The 16380-nt window shown below is 61.5% G+C and carries 16 protein-coding genes and 1 pseudogene; 11 read left to right on the top strand and 6 right to left on the bottom strand.

Translation table 11 applies throughout. From position 1 onward, the window contains the following. Both BG842_RS31560 and BG842_RS11595 read left to right on the top strand, forming a co-directional pair. Positions 1 to 890 (top strand): annotated as a pseudogene (locus BG842_RS31560) (hypothetical protein); the annotation flags it as partial. After that, positions 887 to 2062, top strand: a complete 1176-nt coding sequence (locus BG842_RS11595; protein WP_083252504.1) for a methionine synthase — start codon at positions 887 to 889, stop codon at positions 2060 to 2062. The pseudogene BG842_RS31560 and the gene BG842_RS11595, both read left to right, overlap by 4 nt. Positions 2063 to 2157: 95 nt before the next feature. On the opposite strand, the gene BG842_RS11600 is transcribed toward BG842_RS11595, so the two are convergent. Further along, a complete protein-coding gene (locus tag BG842_RS11600; protein ID WP_254663105.1) occupies positions 2158 to 4431 on the bottom strand; it encodes an immune inhibitor A domain-containing protein in 2274 nt (757 codons plus the stop codon). Between the two features lie 170 nt (positions 4432 to 4601). On the opposite strand from BG842_RS11600, the gene BG842_RS11605 reads away from it, so the two are divergent. Continuing rightward, positions 4602 to 4793, top strand: coding sequence for a hypothetical protein (locus BG842_RS11605; RefSeq protein ID WP_069450850.1), 192 nt, complete (start codon positions 4602 to 4604; stop codon positions 4791 to 4793). Positions 4794 to 4936: 143 nt separating this feature from the next. On the opposite strand, the gene BG842_RS32515 is transcribed toward BG842_RS11605, so the two are convergent. After that, positions 4937 to 5071, bottom strand: a complete 135-nt coding sequence (locus BG842_RS32515) for a hypothetical protein (protein ID WP_256388525.1) — start codon at positions 5069 to 5071, stop codon at positions 4937 to 4939. A gap of 48 nt (positions 5072 to 5119) precedes the next feature. On the opposite strand from BG842_RS32515, the gene BG842_RS11610 reads away from it, so the two are divergent. Both BG842_RS11610 and idsA3 read left to right on the top strand, forming a co-directional pair. Continuing rightward, positions 5120 to 6466 (top strand): ribonuclease J, encoded by a 1347-nt coding sequence (locus BG842_RS11610; RefSeq protein WP_069450851.1) that lies wholly within the window; start codon positions 5120 to 5122, stop codon positions 6464 to 6466. Position 6467: 1 nt separating this feature from the next. Further along, entirely contained in the window at positions 6468 to 7523 is a 1056-nt protein-coding gene (gene idsA3, locus BG842_RS11615; RefSeq protein ID WP_069450852.1) for a geranylfarnesyl diphosphate synthase, read from the top strand. 130 nt (positions 7524 to 7653) lie between these two features. Here the strand turns inward: idsA3 and BG842_RS11620 are convergent, their stop codons facing one another. Next, entirely contained in the window at positions 7654 to 7989 is a 336-nt protein-coding gene (locus tag BG842_RS11620) for a hypothetical protein (protein WP_069450853.1), read from the bottom strand. Between the two features lie 485 nt (positions 7990 to 8474). Here BG842_RS11620 and BG842_RS11625 point away from each other — a divergent pair, with 485 nt between their 5' ends. Continuing rightward, positions 8475 to 10208 carry a glutamate--tRNA ligase gene (locus BG842_RS11625; protein WP_069450854.1) on the top strand — a complete coding sequence of 578 codons (1734 nt, stop codon included), beginning with the start codon at positions 8475 to 8477 and terminating at the stop codon, positions 10206 to 10208. A gap of 236 nt (positions 10209 to 10444) precedes the next feature. Next, positions 10445 to 10780, top strand: coding sequence for a hypothetical protein (locus tag BG842_RS11630; protein ID WP_069450855.1), 336 nt, complete (start codon positions 10445 to 10447; stop codon positions 10778 to 10780). Positions 10781 to 10864: 84 nt separating this feature from the next. On the opposite strand, the gene BG842_RS29800 is transcribed toward BG842_RS11630, so the two are convergent. After that, positions 10865 to 11020, bottom strand: coding sequence for a hypothetical protein (locus BG842_RS29800; RefSeq protein ID WP_175424134.1), 156 nt, complete (start codon positions 11018 to 11020; stop codon positions 10865 to 10867). A gap of 128 nt (positions 11021 to 11148) precedes the next feature. Between BG842_RS29800 and BG842_RS11635 the strand changes: the two genes are divergently transcribed. Both BG842_RS11635 and BG842_RS11640 read left to right on the top strand, forming a co-directional pair. Beyond that, positions 11149 to 11436 carry a HalOD1 output domain-containing protein gene (locus tag BG842_RS11635; RefSeq protein WP_069450856.1) on the top strand — a complete coding sequence of 96 codons (288 nt, stop codon included), beginning with the start codon at positions 11149 to 11151 and terminating at the stop codon, positions 11434 to 11436. 36 nt (positions 11437 to 11472) lie between these two features. Then, a complete protein-coding gene (locus tag BG842_RS11640; protein ID WP_254663106.1) occupies positions 11473 to 12150 on the top strand; it encodes a helix-turn-helix domain-containing protein in 678 nt (225 codons plus the stop codon). On the opposite strand, the gene tmcA is transcribed toward BG842_RS11640, so the two are convergent. Then, a complete protein-coding gene (gene tmcA, locus BG842_RS11645) occupies positions 12147 to 14411 on the bottom strand; it encodes a tRNA(Met) cytidine acetyltransferase TmcA (RefSeq protein WP_069450858.1) in 2265 nt (754 codons plus the stop codon). The two genes, BG842_RS11640 and tmcA, sit on opposite strands and share 4 nt — an antisense overlap. 189 nt (positions 14412 to 14600) lie before the next feature. Further along, positions 14601 to 15455, bottom strand: coding sequence for a heme-copper oxidase subunit III (locus BG842_RS11650; RefSeq protein ID WP_069450859.1), 855 nt, complete (start codon positions 15453 to 15455; stop codon positions 14601 to 14603). A 170-nt stretch (positions 15456 to 15625) separates the two neighbouring features. On the opposite strand from BG842_RS11650, the gene BG842_RS32520 reads away from it, so the two are divergent. Both BG842_RS32520 and rpl7ae read left to right on the top strand, forming a co-directional pair. Then, positions 15626 to 15748: a hypothetical protein gene (locus tag BG842_RS32520; protein ID WP_256388526.1), complete on the top strand. Its 123-nt coding sequence runs from the start codon at positions 15626 to 15628 to the stop codon at positions 15746 to 15748. Between the two features lie 189 nt (positions 15749 to 15937). Next, positions 15938 to 16300: a 50S ribosomal protein L7Ae gene (gene rpl7ae / locus BG842_RS11655; protein WP_007978746.1), complete on the top strand. Its 363-nt coding sequence runs from the start codon at positions 15938 to 15940 to the stop codon at positions 16298 to 16300. Positions 16301 to 16380: the final 80 nt, after the last annotated feature.

Below are 16380 nucleotides of genomic sequence, written 5' to 3' on the forward strand. Positions count from 1 at the left end.
CTGGGACATCATACAGCATTAGTGGACGAGGACAACGCTACTCGGAGCTGATTCGGAGTCCGAACAACCTCGCTGTAACCACATCGCAGTATCTTCTACGGGGCGTCGCCGCAGAGGAAGGCTTCGAGTCCGCCAAGATGCTGTCCTTCGCCGATTCGCACAGAGACATGAACGAGCTCAGTCGGGATTTCGAGGATCCTGAGGTCGAGACCGTCCTTGATCAACTCCTGTACGACGGAGTCGTCTCGAATCAAAGTTCGAACGACTGGGTTCCACTCGATACGGTTTTAGACACAGCAAGCGAGCGCCTTGACGAACTCGAAGATACGCTCTCCGAAATACGGGACGTCTCAGAGGGACAGGTGTCGTTACGAAGCCAAGTAAAGGGCAGAGCACGGAGACGATGGGAACCCGAAGAGGCACTGCGTGACCGCCTCCTTCGCCGAGCGATTCCACACACATACGGCGAGGACGCCCGGGCGAGCGAAGCCATCGACGCTGTTGCGAACGCGACGGACGCCGACGTGGTGGTACAGCCTTACTTTGGCTCGCTCACCGAGAAGGTTCACGCGCACGTGCTCGACGCCGACATCGACGCCCTCGGCTACGACCTCGTGACCGACCACGAGGGGTGTCTCTCCAACATCAACGAGTTCGGGACGACGGACTCCGTATCCCTCGGTCTGGTCGATGGACAGAACACGCTGGTCGAATCGGCGGAAACCGTCGCCGAACGTGTTGACTGGTTCGAGGAGAACACGCCGGTCAACGAGTTCGAGACGGAGTATCTCACGACGAACACGGAACCGTTCTACCTGCCGTACAGCAAGTTCGAGGAGAAGGCGGCCGTGCTCGGCGAAGCCGCGCGGTTGGAGGAGGTGGAAATATGAGTGGCGAGTCGCCACGCGACTCGAAAAACGAGCGGGGAGGAACGACCCGCGAGTCGCCAGACGATGCTCGAAACCAGTTCCGTCCGGAGGACCACGACAACGACCACTTCATCCTGACGACCATCGTCGGAAGCTACCCCAAGCCGAAGTGGGTGGACCGCTCGCGCGAACTCTACGAGGACCCGGACGCCGACTTCGACGAGGACGCGTGGGAGGAGGCACAGAACGACGCCTCGCGTCTCATCACGAAGGAGCACGAGCGCGCCGGACTGGACGTCGTGGTGGACGGCGAGATGCGGCGCAACGAGATGGTCGAGTACTTCGCCCACCGCATCTCGGGCTACGAGTTCAACGGCCCGGTGAAGGTGTGGGGTCACAACTACTTCGACAAGCCGAGCGTCGTCACGGACGTCGAGTACGACGAGACGTGGCTCGTGGACGAGTACGAGTTCACCAGCGAGGTGGCGGACCGTCCCGTCAAAGTCCCCATCACCGGCCCGTACACGCTGGCGAGTTGGAGTTTCAACGAGGCCTACGACGACGAGGAGTCGCTGGCCTACGACCTCGCCGACTTGGTGAACGAGGAGATAAAGAAACTGGTCGAGTCGGGTGCGCGCTACATCCAAATCGACGAACCGGCGCTGGCGACGACGCCGGACGACCACGCCATCGTCGGCGAGTGTCTGGAGCGCATCGCGGACGGAATCTCCGTGAGCGGAGCGAACGGAGGCCAGTCGGACGAGTCCGACGCCGTTCCGGAGGACGTCTATCTCGGCCTGCACGTCTGCTACGGCGACTACTCGCGTATCTACCCCGAGATGCTGGACTACCCGGTGGACGAGTTCGACCTCGAACTCGCCAACGGCGACTACGAGCAACTCGACGTGTTCCGCGACCCCGAGTTCACCGCGAACCTCGCGCTCGGTGTCACCGACGCCCACACCGCCGAAGTCGAGAGCGTCGAGGAAATCAAGGAGAACATCAAGAAGGGACTCGAAATCGTTCCCCCCGAACAGCTCACCGTCAGCCCCGACTGCGGCCTGAAACTCCTCCCGCGCGAGGTGGCCTACGGCAAGATGGCGAACATGGTGCAGGCGGCGCGCGAAGTGGAAGCCGAGTTGGATTCGGGTGAAATCGACGTTCGGAGCGCGCCCGTCTCCGCCGACGATTGACGACGGACGTTCCGTTTCGAAGCCAACCAGCGGTTCGATTTTTCGCGGTCTCCGTCCTATCTATCCGAAAAAAGTGGTGAGAAACGTGTGTGGTTCTACCAGTTGTAGGCGTGGTGGCCGCCGCGGTGTCCGTGCCCGCCGTGATGCCCACCGTGACCATCGTGGTCGTCATCACCGTGGTGTCCGTGACCGTCGTGATGTCCGCCGTGGTGTCCGTGACCGTCGTGATGACCATGGCCGCCGTGGCCGTCACGGGCGTATTCGAACTCGACACTGACCGGGACGCGGCCCCCTTCGCCGGGGTGGGCCGCCCACGTCGATGAGGCGATGACTTTCTCGAAGTTGCCGTTGCGGAGGAAGTGGTGGAGTTCCTGCTCCTCGTCGTCCGAGAAGGTCCGCATATCGAGCTGTTTGACCTTCGCTTTGCCGTTCTCCTTGATGCCGATGAAGGTGAACTGGTACCCGATTTTATCGCCGGTCGCTTCGCGGAGGCTCATGAACGAATCCGTCGCGTCGGTCGGGACGCTCTCGCCACCGACCTGGACGTTACGGACGTACATTCCGGGTTGGGTGGTCGCCCAGTCCGTCGCGTAGCGGAACGCGATGAGAACCTCGCCCTCGCCTTCGTACTCGGAGAGGTCGAACGACTGTTCGACCCACTCGCCGCCGGTGGTGCCGGTGTATCCCGGCGCGTTCTCCTTGATGGTCGGATGCGCGTCCGGGTTCGGCGAGTCGTCGGTGCGGTTCGATTCGAGGCTCTCCCACGTCTCGCCGCCGTCGGTCGAGACCTGCACGAAGCCGTAATCCCAGTTCTCCTCGATGTCGTAGTACGTCTCGAACGACAGCGTCGAATCGCCGTTCGAGAGGTCGGCGCTCGTGATGGCGAACCGGTCGAGGAGGGTTCCGGACCCGGAGTACAGCACTTGTCCCTCGCCGGTGACCGGGTCGGTCGCGGTCTGCCACTGGGTGCCGATGTAGTCGGTTCCCGAGAGCGTCACGTCCGTTATCGGACCTTTATCCGACGTATCGACCTCCTTGTAGTTGGTCCCCCACGCACCCGCGGTGCCGACGTCGTTCGACGTGTTGAGGTTCAAATCGAGGCCGTCGATGTCGTACTCGTCCCGAACGCGGCGCTCGGACGAATCGAGCACCGCGGCGGTCGAGAAGTCCTGATACAGGCCGTAGAAGTCCGTGTTCGCACCGGTTTCGTCCAGGGTCTTCTCGACGCCCTCGATGCCGTTCGCCTTCTCGTGTGCGAGGTTACTGATGAAGTCGGTTCCGTACCTGTCGCTCAGGTACATCTGGAAGTTGAACGCGATGCCGTAGTCCGAGAGGACGTTGATGGAACCTTGGTCCTCCCAGTTGGTCAGGGAGTTCGAGGGCATCTCCTCGTACGCTTGGACGTGCCCCTCCGAGACGCCGTAGCCGGTGACGACCTCGGCGTAGTCGGACATGCCTTCGTTCACCCACGTCGTCTCGTCGCCGTCGAGGTCGTTGTGGACGAGGTGTTGGTACTCGTGCGCCAGCGTTCCCTCGTACCCTACCTCGTCGTTCGTCTCGTTGACCTCGTTCCAGCCTTTGGCGTCGAGCGTGACGACGTTACGGTCGGTGTATTTCTGGATGGTCGGCGAGTAAAACCCGGCCGTGTAGATGGGGTACGACGCGTTGTAGTAGTTCTCGTCGCGGACGTTGTCCACCAGCAGGACGGTCTTCCCGGACCCGTTTTCGGTGTGGTAGTAGTCGTCGGGGACGGCACCGAGTTCCTCCAACAGACCCTCCGTTCCGTTGCGGGCGTCGGGGGTGCCGAACACGTCCGATTCGGTCTCGTACATGTTCTCTTCGAACTGCGTGCGGAGCGCTTCGGCCTGTTGCTCCGAGATGGTCGGGTCGGTCCGCGAGTCGTTCTCGGGCCACGCGAGGTCACGAGCGACCCATATCTCGACGTGGTCACCGATGGACAGCAGCGTGAAGTTCTTGAAGTAGTAGCTGTCGTTGTCGGAGCCGAGGTACTGCTTCGTCGTTCCGATGACGTCCGGGTCCGTCTCGTCGTCGGACGGGTCCATGACGATTGACGAGGAGTCCTGGGCGAGGATGGACATCCCACCGGACGCCGCACTACCCTCGTCAGTCGTCGTGAACGGCGAGGGGGCCGAGTCGAAATCGACGGGTTTGTCGAGCGACTCCTGTGACGGTTCGGCCTTCTGGAGGCCGTCGCCGTTCGTGGAGTTGTTCACGGTCGTCTTCGGTTCGAAGACGGTCGGTTGAAGCGTGTCGGTCGTGTTCGGTTGCGTTGCGACGGCACCGCCGACCCAGACGGCCGACGTGGACAGTACGACTAGTAAACTCAACAGCACCGCTTTTAATTTCATCCGATGTTTTCTGTTAACTCTACCCACATAATTATTTCTACACTTAACTAAATTATTTAATCTGAGATAATATTATAATAATCAGATACATATTGGAATTGGGGGGTTCCCAAGTTGCTCCGACAGGAAGAACGACTACTCACCATCGACTCACTCTCCGCCGAATCACCGTGCTGTCCCCGAAACACGACCCGGGAAAGGAGCCGTCACACGCCGAACAACCGAACTCCGAAGAGGGCGACGAGCAACGCACCAACTACGAGTCCAACTTCGGCGGCCCGCACGGACACCCGTCCGCTCCCGTACAGGACTCCCGTAACGAGGACCGCGGCGACGCCCACCGTACAGCGCGGCGAGGATAAAGACAATTTTCTGCTATTTAAAAACTCGAACACACGAGAGTTTTTCTCGACAGAATACACTTTCTGAAACAGAAGCATCTTCGGAACCAATCGATTTCTCTCCTGAGACTAGCTCCCAGAGAACACAATCCCGGCAGTTTTTATTACCCCGGGGCGTAGATGCTTGCAGACTGGGCAACTCGCGGGTGTGCGGTCCCGCCGCGCGCGAGTGCCAGACCGACGTGCTGTAAGACGCCGGGGTCTGACGCTCGCGGCCCCGCGAGTATTTCAGTGAGCAACGCAATCGCCACGCCGCGTGGCGTTTCAATGCTTGAGGAAAGCAAACTATGGAAATCGAAATTGCAACAATTGGCGGCTACGAAGAAGTTGGGCGGCAGATGACTGCCGTTCGCGCAGGCGACGACGTGGTTATCTTCGACATGGGGCTGAACCTGTCGAAGGTGCTGCTCCACGATAACGTCGAGACAGAGAAACTCCACAGCCTCGACCTCATCGACATGGGCGCAATTCCGGACGACCGCGTGATGTCCGATTTGGAGGGCGACGTGAAGGCCATCGTTCCGACACACGGTCACCTGGACCACATCGGTGCCATCAGCAAACTGGCCCACCGGTACAACGCGCCCATCGTCGCGTCCCCGTTCACCATCGAACTGGTGAAACAGCAGATTCAGGGCGAGGAGAAGTTCGGGGTCGAAAACGACCTCATCAAGATGGAAGCCGGCGAGACGATGCAGCTGAGCGACGACGTCGAACTCGAATTCGTCAACGTCACTCACTCCATCATCGACGCCATCAACCCGGTGGTTCACACCCCCGAGGGTGCCATCGTCTACGGCCTCGACAAGCGCATGGACCACACGCCGGTCCTCGGCGACCCCATCGACATGAAGCGCTTCCGCGAAATCGGGCGCGAGGGCAACGGCGTCCTCGCCTACATCGAGGACTGTACGAACGCGGGTCGCAAGGGTCGCACGCCGAGCGAGTCGGTCGCTCGCCGCCACCTGAAAGACGTACTGTACAGCATCGAAGACTACGACGGCGGTATCGTGGCGACGACGTTCTCCAGCCACATCGCCCGCGTCAAGAGCCTCGTCGAGTTCGCCGAGGACATCGGACGGACGCCCGTCCTGCTCGGCCGCTCGATGGAGAAGTATTCGGGCACCGCGGAACGCCTGAACTTCGTCGACTTCCCCGAGGAACTCGGCATGTTCGGCCACCGAAAGTCCGTCGACCGGACGTTCAAGCGCATCATGAAGGAAGGCAAGGAGAACTACCTCCCCATCGTGACCGGTCACCAAGGCGAACCGCGCGCGATGCTGACGCGCATGGGTCGCGGCGAGACGCCGTACCAGTTGGACAGCGGTGACAAGGTCGTCTTCTCGGCCCGCGTCATCCCGGAACCGACGAACGAAGGCCAGCGCTACCAGTCCGAGCGACTCCTGAAGATGCAGGGCGCACGGATTTACGACGACGTGCACGTTTCGGGCCACCTCCGCGAGGAAGGTCACTACCAGATGCTCGACGCACTGCAACCCCAGAACGTCATTCCTGCCCACCAGGACATGAAAGGCTTCGCGCCGTACGTCGACCTCTGTGAATCGCAAGGCTACCGACTCGGCAAGGACCTTCACGTAACACGTAACGGCAACCTCATCCAACTGGTGGAGTGATATGACTGACGCGAGTACGGAATCACGTGAAGAACTCGTCATGCAGACGGTCGAGCAGCGCCGCGAACTCGTCAACGCGGCCATCGAGGAGGAACTCCCGATAGTCGAACCGGAGCGTCTCTACGAGGCGTCCCGCTACCTGCTCGACGCGGGCGGGAAGCGCCTTCGACCGACGGTCCTCCTGCTCGTCGCGGACGCGCTGGCCGACGTCGAACCGATGTCGGAAGCGTACCGGAAGTTCCCGGCGCTCGACGGAACCGAACTGGACGTGATGGCCGCCGCGGTGAGCATCGAAGTCATCCAATCCTTCACGCTCATCCACGACGACATCATGGACGACGACGACCTCCGTCGTGGCGTTCCGTCGGTTCATCGTGCCTACGACACGGAAACGGCGATTCTGGCCGGTGACACGCTGTATTCCAAGGCGTTCGAAATCATGCTGGAGACGGACGCCACGCCCGACCGCTGTGTCACCGCGCTCGACGTACTCGCATCCACCTGTACGAAAATCTGTGAAGGCCAAGCGCTCGACGTCGCCTTCGAGGAGCGTCCCGACGTCCTCCCGGACGAGTATCTCGAAATGATCGAGAACAAGACGGCGGTCCTCTACGGTGCGGCGGCGAAGGTTCCGGCCGTCCTCCTCGGTGCGGACGAGGAGACGACGGAAGCGCTGTACCGCTACGGTATCGACGTCGGACGGGCGTTCCAGATTCAGGACGACGTGCTCGATTTGACCGTACCGAGCGACAAACTCGGTAAACAGCGAGGTAGCGACCTCGTGGAGAACAAACAGACCATCATCACGCTTCACGCCCGCAGTCAGGGCGTGGACGTGGATTCGTTGGTCGAAACCGATGACGTCGGCGACGTGACGGAAGCGGAAATCGACGAGGCAGTCCAGCGTCTCGAAGCGGCCGGAAGCATCGAGTACGCCACGGAGAAAGCACAGGAACTCGTCCAACGCGGCAAGGACCACCTGAACGTCCTGCCGGACAACGAGTCGCGCTATCTGCTCGAACAGATAGCCGACTACCTCATCGAACGCGGTTACTGAGGCGTCCGGCGGAGCCCGTCCTCCATTTCTTGAATCCATTAGATGTCAGTCAGACTGGCTCTCGGGTGTCGTTTTGCCCGACGAAAAATGGCCGCGGAAACTGCTCTCGATAGACCGCGAACGAGTTCGTTTACGAGTCGACGTTCACGTCGTCACCGGCGTTCGCGTTGGTGTTGTCTTGGTCGATACCGTTGTCCGACACCGTATCGTCTCCGGGGCCGTTGCCGTTGCCCGCGATGACGACGTGCGTGTCGTCGACGCTGTTACTGTCGTCGCCGTCGGTTATTCGCTGACTGTTGTCGGTCGTTTTCTTGTCTCCGTGATTCCCGCAGTTCGGATTCTTGTCCTTCGAATGGGTGTTGCATCCGGGATGGTCGTTGGTCGCTGCGACGGAGCCGATTCCGACGCTAGCGATCATCGTCGCCACGACCGCGAGCGTCAACAGCGTTCGTAGTGTTCGTGTCATTGGTTTCTCCACGAGCGGTGTTCGACCGCTCGGAAATCCACTGCGCCCGGTTCGTATTTCAAACCGCCCAATCGTTGACCCAGTTCACGTTGTTCGTGTTTCAACACATTTCGCGCTACGAACGTCGGATACGTAAGTTATCACCAGCTCGAAAACAGAAGACGAACGGCTCGCGTTCTCTATGACCTCGTTCCGAACACGGGGCGATTCATCGGGAGGTACGCGAAGTAGGAACGCACAAACATTCAACAAATCCTGACTGTTCTCGGTGATTTTTGTACTATTTATCGAATATTCTCCAAACAGTTGTTTATTATATTATTCCAACTAGTTCTGATTGTCACCAACCGTCGATACCGTTTTTCAAACCTCTGGTTTGTGTTATCTCTCGTGTCGTGAGGGTACTACGTGCGGACCGAAACACGGGGGGACGGTCCTGCACCGAAAAGCGAGATTTTTCACCCTGACCCCCAAATCGTTCGATAATGGACGACGAGTTGCGGACGCGAATCGAGACGGAGGCGGAGAAACACGCGCTGTTCAACGCGTTGAAACACGACAGTGACGCGGACGTCGGTGCCATCATGGGGTCGCTGATGGGAGAGAATCCCGACTTCCGCGAACACGGCGGCGAAGTGCCGGGTATCGCCGGAAAGGTCGTCGCGCAGGTGAACCAGTTGGACGCCGAGGGACGACGCGCTCGCCTCGAAGAACTCGACGCCGAACTCGTCGAAGAACTCGACGCGGAGGACGAGGAAGACGACCAGGTGCTCCCCGACCTGCCCAACGCCGAGGAGTACGACGAGATTCGGATGCGCTGTGCGCCGAACCCCAACGGCCCGTGGCACATCGGACACGGGCGAATGCCCGCGGTCATCGGTACGTACAAGGACCTCTACGACGGCGAGATGCTGGTCCGCTTCGACGACACCGACCCGGAAACGAAACGCCCGGACATGGACGCCTACGACGCGATTTTGGAGGACATCGACTACCTCGGCTTCGAACCGGACGAGGTTATCAAAGCCAGCGACCGCCTCGAAATCTACTACGACCACGCCCGCGACCTCATCGAGAAGGGCGGCGCGTACACCTGCTCCTGTTCCGGCGAGGAGTTCTCGAACCTCAAAAACGACGCAAAGGCGTGCCCGCACCGCGACAAGGACGTAGAGACGACGTTGGCCGAGTTCGAGGACATGATCGAAGGGGAGTATTCGTCCGGCGAGATGGTGCTCCGCGTGAAGACGGACATCGAGCACAAGAATCCCGCTCTGCGCGACTGGGTGGCGTTCCGCATCATCGACACGCCCCATCCGCGTCCTGAAGCGGCCGACTACCGCTGTTGGCCCATGCTCGACTTCCAGTCCGGCGTGGACGACCACCTGACGGGCATGACCCACATCATCCGCGGCATCGACCTGCAGGACTCCGCGAAGCGCCAGCAGTTCGTCTACGACTACTTCGACTGGGAGTATCCCGAGACCATCCACTGGGGCCACGTGCAGGTGGACGAGTACGACGTGAAGATGTCCACTTCGACCATCAAGGAACTCATCGAGAAGGGCGAACTCGACGGCTGGGACGACCCGCGTGCACCCACCCTCCAGAGCGTCCGTCGCCGCGGCATCCGCGGCGAAGCCATCCGCGAGGCGATGGTCGGCCTCGGAACGTCCACGAGCAACGTCGATTTGGCCATGAGCACCATCTACGCCAACAACCGCGAGTTGGTGGACGACGAATCGCCGCGCTTCTTCTTCGTCCGTGGGGGAGTCGAATACCCGCTCATCGGCGACTACCCCGAGGCGGCGGAACCGCCCGTCCATCCCGACCACGAGGATAGAGGCACGCGCCACATCCCGGCAGGCGAGGCCGTGCGCATCGAAGCCGACGACATCCCGGACCACGGCGAGCGCGTGTGGTTGAAGGGACTCGGGTGCTTCGAGCACACCCGCGATGCACTCCAGTACACGGGCGACGACATCAGCGCCGTCCGCGACGAAGGCGTGGACGTAATCCACTGGGTGCCCGCCGAGGGAACCGTCCCGGTCCGCATGCGAACCATGGACGGCGACGTGGAAGGCGTCGCGGAACCGGACTTCGCCGAAATGGACGTGGACGACATCGTGCAGTTCGAGCGCGTCGGGTTCGCGCGAGTGGATAGCGTGGCGCGAGACAGCGAGGAAGACGCCGAGACGGTGACCTACTTTGCCCACGAATAGGTAGTCCCACCGTTTTGTTGCAAAAATTCATCTTCGTCGGCAGGCATATACGTGCCCGGAATGTCCGTATAATCACAAAATATTACACGCACCCTGTATTCGACTCCAGATGGAATCAACTCCATCTGGAGTCGCTTGAAAAAGGGAATTGCCGTGAAGATCACCCACTTCTCTTCGCATCGTCTCCGCGGAATGCATCATGACGTGTCGCGTTCTGCAACACGGAGCCAGGATTAATGTTAGACTCTCCAAAACGGGATATTTCGCTCAGCGAGATGCTGGATGTACTCGGTCACCAACACAGGCGACGCCTCCTCGTAGTACTCTCAGAAGCGAACCCACGTGAACGCGATGAGGTCGCGTCGAAAACCGTTGCCGACGACGGCGATGACCTTGACCTGTTCAAGCAGGAACTCTATCACGTCCATCTCCCGAAACTCGACGCCACCGGGGTCATCGATTGGGACCGCGAGACGGACATCATCACGCGCGGCCCCCGATTCGAGGAAATTCTGCCCCTCCTCGAACTAATGGGCGAACACGAGGACGCGTTGCCGGACGACTGGCCGTAATTCAAACAGTGTTCATGGACTCTTTGTCGAGCGATCATAGACGACGGCTATCTTTCGAATATGGTCACACGAACGTCGTTTTTCCTATTCCCAGTCCACACCCTCTAGCGGTTCGGCGACCACGCCATCCTGTCGCGCCAGCACCCTCGCGTGACTCGTGCAGACGACGCGGTTTTCGGCCCACGGGATGTGCAGTCGAACTGCCCCCTCGTTTTCACAGTCGTTTTCGGCACATTCCATCGGGAATCGCTACGCGTTGAAACCACATGGTCGTAGCGATGGTCTTTTTGGACATATCGAAACGAGTTTTATAAAAGGGTTTCAAGAATAACCCCGCATTTGAGGGCGGCTGCGAAACTCATTTCGCTATGGATGTTGCCGAACTGGAGGAGGGTGCCGATTTTACGTACGACATCGCCCCCGACGAGACTATTACCGAGGGAATCATCACCGCGACGGCAGCGGTGACGAACGCTCGAACGAACGACATGCCACCGCTCTACGAGACGGTCGATACCGACGCGCTCGACGAGTTGTTCGCGGACAGTTGGAGTGGACGCGCGAGAAACACGGGACGGGTTACATTTACCTATTGTGAGTGCGAAGTAGTCGTTCTTAGTAACGGCCGCATTCTCATCGAGGCGACCTCTCGATGAGCGTGTTCGTTACGGAAAATGGAGGCCAGTGAGGAAATGAGCGTCATCGCCGAATTTACGATACCCACCGAGCAGTTCGCGCTCTCCGACGCCTTCGACGCGATTCCGAACATGGCCGTCGAAATCGAGCGCATGGTCGCACATCCCGCGGACCGTATTCTTCCCTACATCTGGGTGTGTGGCGGGACGGCGGCGGCAGTCAAGGAGGAACTTCGTGCCGACCCGACGACGGTTGTGGTGACGAAACTCACTGAAATCCCGTACGGGTCGCTCTATCGCGTCGAGTGGTCCGACGAGACGAAAACGACCGTCGAGGACGTACTGGAAAGCGACCCCGTCATCCTCACCGGAACCGCCGCGAAGGAGGGGTGGGATTTTCAGATGCGATTCGAACACCGCGACCACATCTCGAAGCTTCAAGCCGACCTGACGCATCACGACGTGACGGTCGAACTGAAGCGGTTGCACACGCCCGAGACGCCGACCGTCGACGGGCAGTTTCTCCTCACGGCGAAACAGCGCGTGGCGTTGAATGCCGCACTCGACGCGGGCTACTTCGAGGTGCCGAGGAAGACGAACCTGAGCGAACTCGCCGAACAGCTCGACATCAGCCAGCAGGCGTTATCGAAACGACTGCGACGGGCGCACCGGACGGTGAGCCGTCACATCCTCACGACCGGGCCGGACGAAATCCTCGACGACCGGCAGGATTAATCCGAGTAGCGCCGTTTCTCCTCCATCGCGGCGTCGGTTCCGTACGCGTCCACGAGCGGTTGAAACGCCGCACCCAACGCGCGCATCGCTTCGCCAGCGGAGTGAAAACCGAGTTCGTCGGCGACCGCGGGCCAGCGGTGAGCTTGGAGGACTTTTCGAACCAGCAGGCGTTCCTGTCGTTGGGACAGCGCGTCCGGGTCCGTGGGGTCGACGAGTTGTTTGACAACCAACCGTCGGAACGGGGAGGGGCCGTGGTCGAACTGTCCCGGCCCGTAGGCGCTGGCGGCGACCAGTCGCCACTCCCAGTCGGTGAGCGACGTCTCCACGTCCGCGTCCGTCGCCCGAAGGGATTCCCGTACTACGTCGGAGTCCATGTCCGCGAGCGCGTCCGAGAGCACCGAGGCGATTCGCGCCGCGAACCGTCGGGCGTGGCGCTCGTACAGGTCGTTTCCGGACGGCGAAATCGGGTCGAACATGAGCGCGGAGTACTCGCCGCTGGCGTCGTTGCGCGTCGTGGAGAGTTGCACCGTCCGGTAGCCGTTCTCCCGCCAGAATCGGAGCAGTTCGGGCGTCGCGCCGAACCCCGTCCCGAGCCAGTCGAGGTCGGAACACTCCCGGCGAATCTCGGCGAGCAGGCGCGACCCCAGCCCCGACGAACGAACGGCGTGGTGGGTGGCGATGCGCATGATTCGCATCCCGACCGGGATTCCGGCGTCGAAATCCCGGAGTTGTGTGGTCAGCACGTCGGGGAGCATGTTGCCCTTCACGCGCCCGCCGTCGTACATGTGTTCGCGCACGTCGGCGGGGAGGTCTCCCTCCCGCGCCAGGAGGGCGACGCTGACGACGTGGCCGTTCCAGCGGAGCGCCCGCACCGCGACGTTCGGGGCGTCGAGCAGTCGGGCGAGATCCGCCGGTTCGGTTCGGTAGTGCGCCAACACGAGGAGGCCGAACGTCTCGCGGAGAAGGTTCTCGTCGGCGAGCAGGTCGTCCGCGTCGAGCGCCCGGTACTCGGTTCCGTCGGGCGTCGCGTCGGTCACGAGCGGGTCCACCGCGGGCCGGGCGTCGAGCGCGAGCGCGCGAAACGCCCAGACCTCGATTGGGTCGCCCGGCGCGTATCGGATGGGTTCGGCCAGCGTCACGTCGGTCACGTCGTGGTCGCCCTCGTCGAGTCGGTCGCGGAACCGCACCGAGAAGCCCCGCCCGGCACCCTCGTAGCCGTGAATCGTCGTCGTGAACGCGACGCGCGAAAAGCGAAGAAACCGCTCCAGCATGCGCACCGGAAGGGCCGCGGCCTCGTCCACGAACACGACGTCGGCGTCCGCGGACACCGCTTCGGTCGGTTTCTCGAACCGAACCGTTCCACCCGAGTTCGCCGTAATCCGCGTCGGCGGGTCGTGGTCGGTGTCGGCCAGTTCGCCCATCGAATCGAGGAGTGCGGCGGCGCGGACGAACACCTCGCGGGCGCTCCGGTAGCTTCGCGCCGTCACGAGGACGTCATCGCCGTCGGCGGCGAAACACGCGGCGGCGATTCCGGCGGCGCTCGACTTTCCGCGGCCCCTGTCGGCCTCGGCGACGACCGCGGTGTTCGGTTCGCGGAGCGCCTCGAACGCGCTGACCGCCGACAGTTGGTCGTCGGTCAGACAGGCGTCGGCGGCGGCGTGCGGAAACTCGTCCAGTGCCGCGTTTTCCGGTGCTCCTTCGTGATTGCGCGCTTCGTGGTCGGTGTCTGCCAGCCGTGGTGCGGGGTGTGTCAGGCCGTCGTCCTCGACGGTCTCCGAATCCGCGTTCACGATGGCGATGCCGCGGTGGTCGCGGAGGAGGGAGACGAACCGCCGTCGGAAGTTGCCGGTCACGTCCTCGACCCCGAACGGGGGGACCGCAAGGGTCGCGTCGAAGTCGTCACGGCGGGTCGGCCACGCGTCGAGCGGCGGCGTGAGGAGGACGAACAGACCGCCGCCGTCCACCGCGCCGACGACCCGGCCCAGCGCGTTCGGGCGGAGTTCGTCGTGGGCGTCGAAGACGACCCCTTGGTGGGTCGTCCCGAGAAGTTCCCCCGCCTGGCGCTGGCTCACCCGCTCACAGTCCACGATGCGTTGCGGGCCGACTTGCGCGGTCGCTTTCTCGGGGATTCCCGCGGCGGAGAGGACGTTCCGAGCGAGTTCGTACCCCTCGTCGCGGTTTCCCGCGAGGACGAGGAGGCGACGCTCGTTCGTCCGTCGAGCTTCTTCACGGAGCGATGTCGCCAGAGACGAGACGTTCACACCCTTGGTTGGTCGGTCCGCCGCAAGGATGTTTCTTTTCGGTGTAGAACAGTCAGGAGTCGGGCGAGGTGGGGTTACGTGATGGCGTCAACCCGCTCGCATTTAGCGCGGGGACCTCGCCAAATAAGCGAACAGGTGCCTTCAGTATATGCCTTTTGGCCATTGTCAATGGGTGTCATAGTGTGGTGGTCAGCCGGAAAGCGTCGCACCAGCGTAGAGCGAGACGACGAGGAATATCCACACCGCGTCCACGAAGTGCCAGTACATCGTGACGGTGGTGACGGAGGTGTCCCGCTCCGACGAGAACTGTCCGTACGCCGCCCTGACGAACAGGATGCACATGAGGACGATGCCGAGCGAGACGTGGAGACCGTGCAACCCGGTCAGGCCGAAGAAGGCGCTTCCGAACACGCCCGAGGTGAGAGTGAACCCTTCGTGTGCGATGAACAGGTTGTACTCGTAAATCTGGCCGCCGAGGAAGACGAACGCCAACAGAATCGTCAGCGCGAGGAAGGTGATGAACCGGTTCCGTTTCCCGCGCAGGAGCGACATGTGCGAGTAGTGGAGCGTGAAACTGCTTGCGATGAGGATGAGCGTGTTGATGAGGACGAGGGAACTCATCACGTCGGGGATGGTCTGGCCGGTCGGCGGCCACGTTCCGACGCGGATGAAGAAGTAGTAGACGAACCCCGCCCCGAAGGTCGCCACTTCGGTCCCCAAAAAGAGCGTCATTGCCCACCGGAGCTTCGTCTGCCCGCCGCCCTCACGGTACCAGTAGTGGTCCACGAAGCCGTGGTACAACCAGCCGTACAACCCGACGAGGAACACGACCGTCCCGAGGACGAAGACGGCTGGGCTGGCGATTTGTGGCACGTAGGAGTTTCCGCCGTGGCTCAACACGTAGAGTCCCGCACCGACGTACAGTCCGACGACGCCCACCGCGGAGACGAAGGGCCACCACGACGCCTCGCCGAACCCCTTCGGCCAGTCCTCGGGTGCCGGAAGGTGATGGTCCTGTTCCTCGCTCGCCGTCTCTGTACGCATTGCTGTCCCCCCACTCATGAACGCGTGTACGTGTTGGAGCCACAAAACGGGTGTTCGGATTCGTCGGAAACGTTTTTGACGGGATTTTGTCCCGTTCGCGGATGAACTGAAAATGTTTTGTCATCCGTCCCCCTCGGAATCGGTATACCCGGTCCAGTTTTCCGCTTCGAATGTCGCTCGCGGTCGAGCGCGAAGGCCGACGTCGAGAGCACATCTTCTCGCGGGGAGCGTACCACGACACGCTGTTTTACGGACTTCCGCGACGAGTGGGACGCCGATTCCGAGTGTCGTGAATAATCGGCCGAAATCGGGGGATAGGAGCGTGTGCGCCACCGTACCACTCCGTCGTGGATTTGAAAGCGTTTTTATGGGGGCACACTCTACTGGAGTGTACAACCTACGCGGGGTTGATGATGCTCCTAGCCGTACAGGACTCATCCGGCAGGGGAGCCTGAGCCAGCGCGTAGGGAGGTGAACAACCTATGCCAGTATACGTCAACTACGACGTCCCAGCCGACCTGCAGGACCGAGCGCTCGACGCGCTCGAAGTCGCACGGGACACAGGAAGCGTAAAGAAAGGAACGAACGAGACGACCAAGGCTGTCGAGCGCGGCAACGCCGACCTCATCTACGTCGCGGAAGACGTTACGCCCGAGGAGATCGTCATGCACCTGCCCGAACTCTCCGACGAGAAGGGCATCCCCTTCATCTTCGTCGAGACGCAGGACGACGTCGGTCACGCGGCCGGACTCGAAGTCGGCAGCGCCGCCGCCGCCATCGTTGACGCTGGCGAAGCCAGCGACGACGTGGACGACATCGCCTCGAAGGTCGAGGAACTTCGGTGAGGTGACTCACGATGAGTGCTGAAGAGACCGGACAGGAGGACTCCACCTCCGCCGAGGTCATCGAAATCGTCGGTAAGACG

Source organism: Haladaptatus sp. W1, assembly GCF_001723155.1.
In the GTDB taxonomy this organism is placed as follows: domain Archaea; phylum Halobacteriota; class Halobacteria; order Halobacteriales; family Haladaptataceae; genus Haladaptatus; species Haladaptatus paucihalophilus.

Excerpts from the sequence above, each read along its gene's own strand:
- BG842_RS11595 (WP_083252504.1), top strand. The coding sequence starts at position 887 with ATGAGTGGCGAGTCGCCACGCGACTCGAAAAACGAGCGGGGAGGAACG.
- BG842_RS11600 (WP_254663105.1), bottom strand. The coding sequence starts at position 4,431 with ATGAAATTAAAAGCGGTGCTGTTGAGTTTACTAGTCGTACTGTCCACG.
- BG842_RS11610 (WP_069450851.1), top strand. The coding sequence starts at position 5,120 with ATGGAAATCGAAATTGCAACAATTGGCGGCTACGAAGAAGTTGGGCGG.
- idsA3 (WP_069450852.1), top strand. The coding sequence starts at position 6,468 with ATGACTGACGCGAGTACGGAATCACGTGAAGAACTCGTCATGCAGACG.
- BG842_RS11620 (WP_069450853.1), bottom strand. The coding sequence starts at position 7,989 with ATGACACGAACACTACGAACGCTGTTGACGCTCGCGGTCGTGGCGACG.
- BG842_RS11625 (WP_069450854.1), top strand. The coding sequence starts at position 8,475 with ATGGACGACGAGTTGCGGACGCGAATCGAGACGGAGGCGGAGAAACAC.
- BG842_RS11630 (WP_069450855.1), top strand. The coding sequence starts at position 10,445 with ATGTTAGACTCTCCAAAACGGGATATTTCGCTCAGCGAGATGCTGGAT.
- BG842_RS29800 (WP_175424134.1), bottom strand. The coding sequence starts at position 11,020 with ATGGAATGTGCCGAAAACGACTGTGAAAACGAGGGGGCAGTTCGACTG.
- BG842_RS11635 (WP_069450856.1), top strand. The coding sequence starts at position 11,149 with ATGGATGTTGCCGAACTGGAGGAGGGTGCCGATTTTACGTACGACATC.
- BG842_RS11640 (WP_254663106.1), top strand. The coding sequence starts at position 11,473 with ATGAGCGTCATCGCCGAATTTACGATACCCACCGAGCAGTTCGCGCTC.
- BG842_RS11650 (WP_069450859.1), bottom strand. The coding sequence starts at position 15,455 with ATGCGTACAGAGACGGCGAGCGAGGAACAGGACCATCACCTTCCGGCA.
- BG842_RS32520 (WP_256388526.1), top strand. The coding sequence starts at position 15,626 with ATGTCGCTCGCGGTCGAGCGCGAAGGCCGACGTCGAGAGCACATCTTC.
- rpl7ae (WP_007978746.1), top strand. The coding sequence starts at position 15,938 with ATGCCAGTATACGTCAACTACGACGTCCCAGCCGACCTGCAGGACCGA.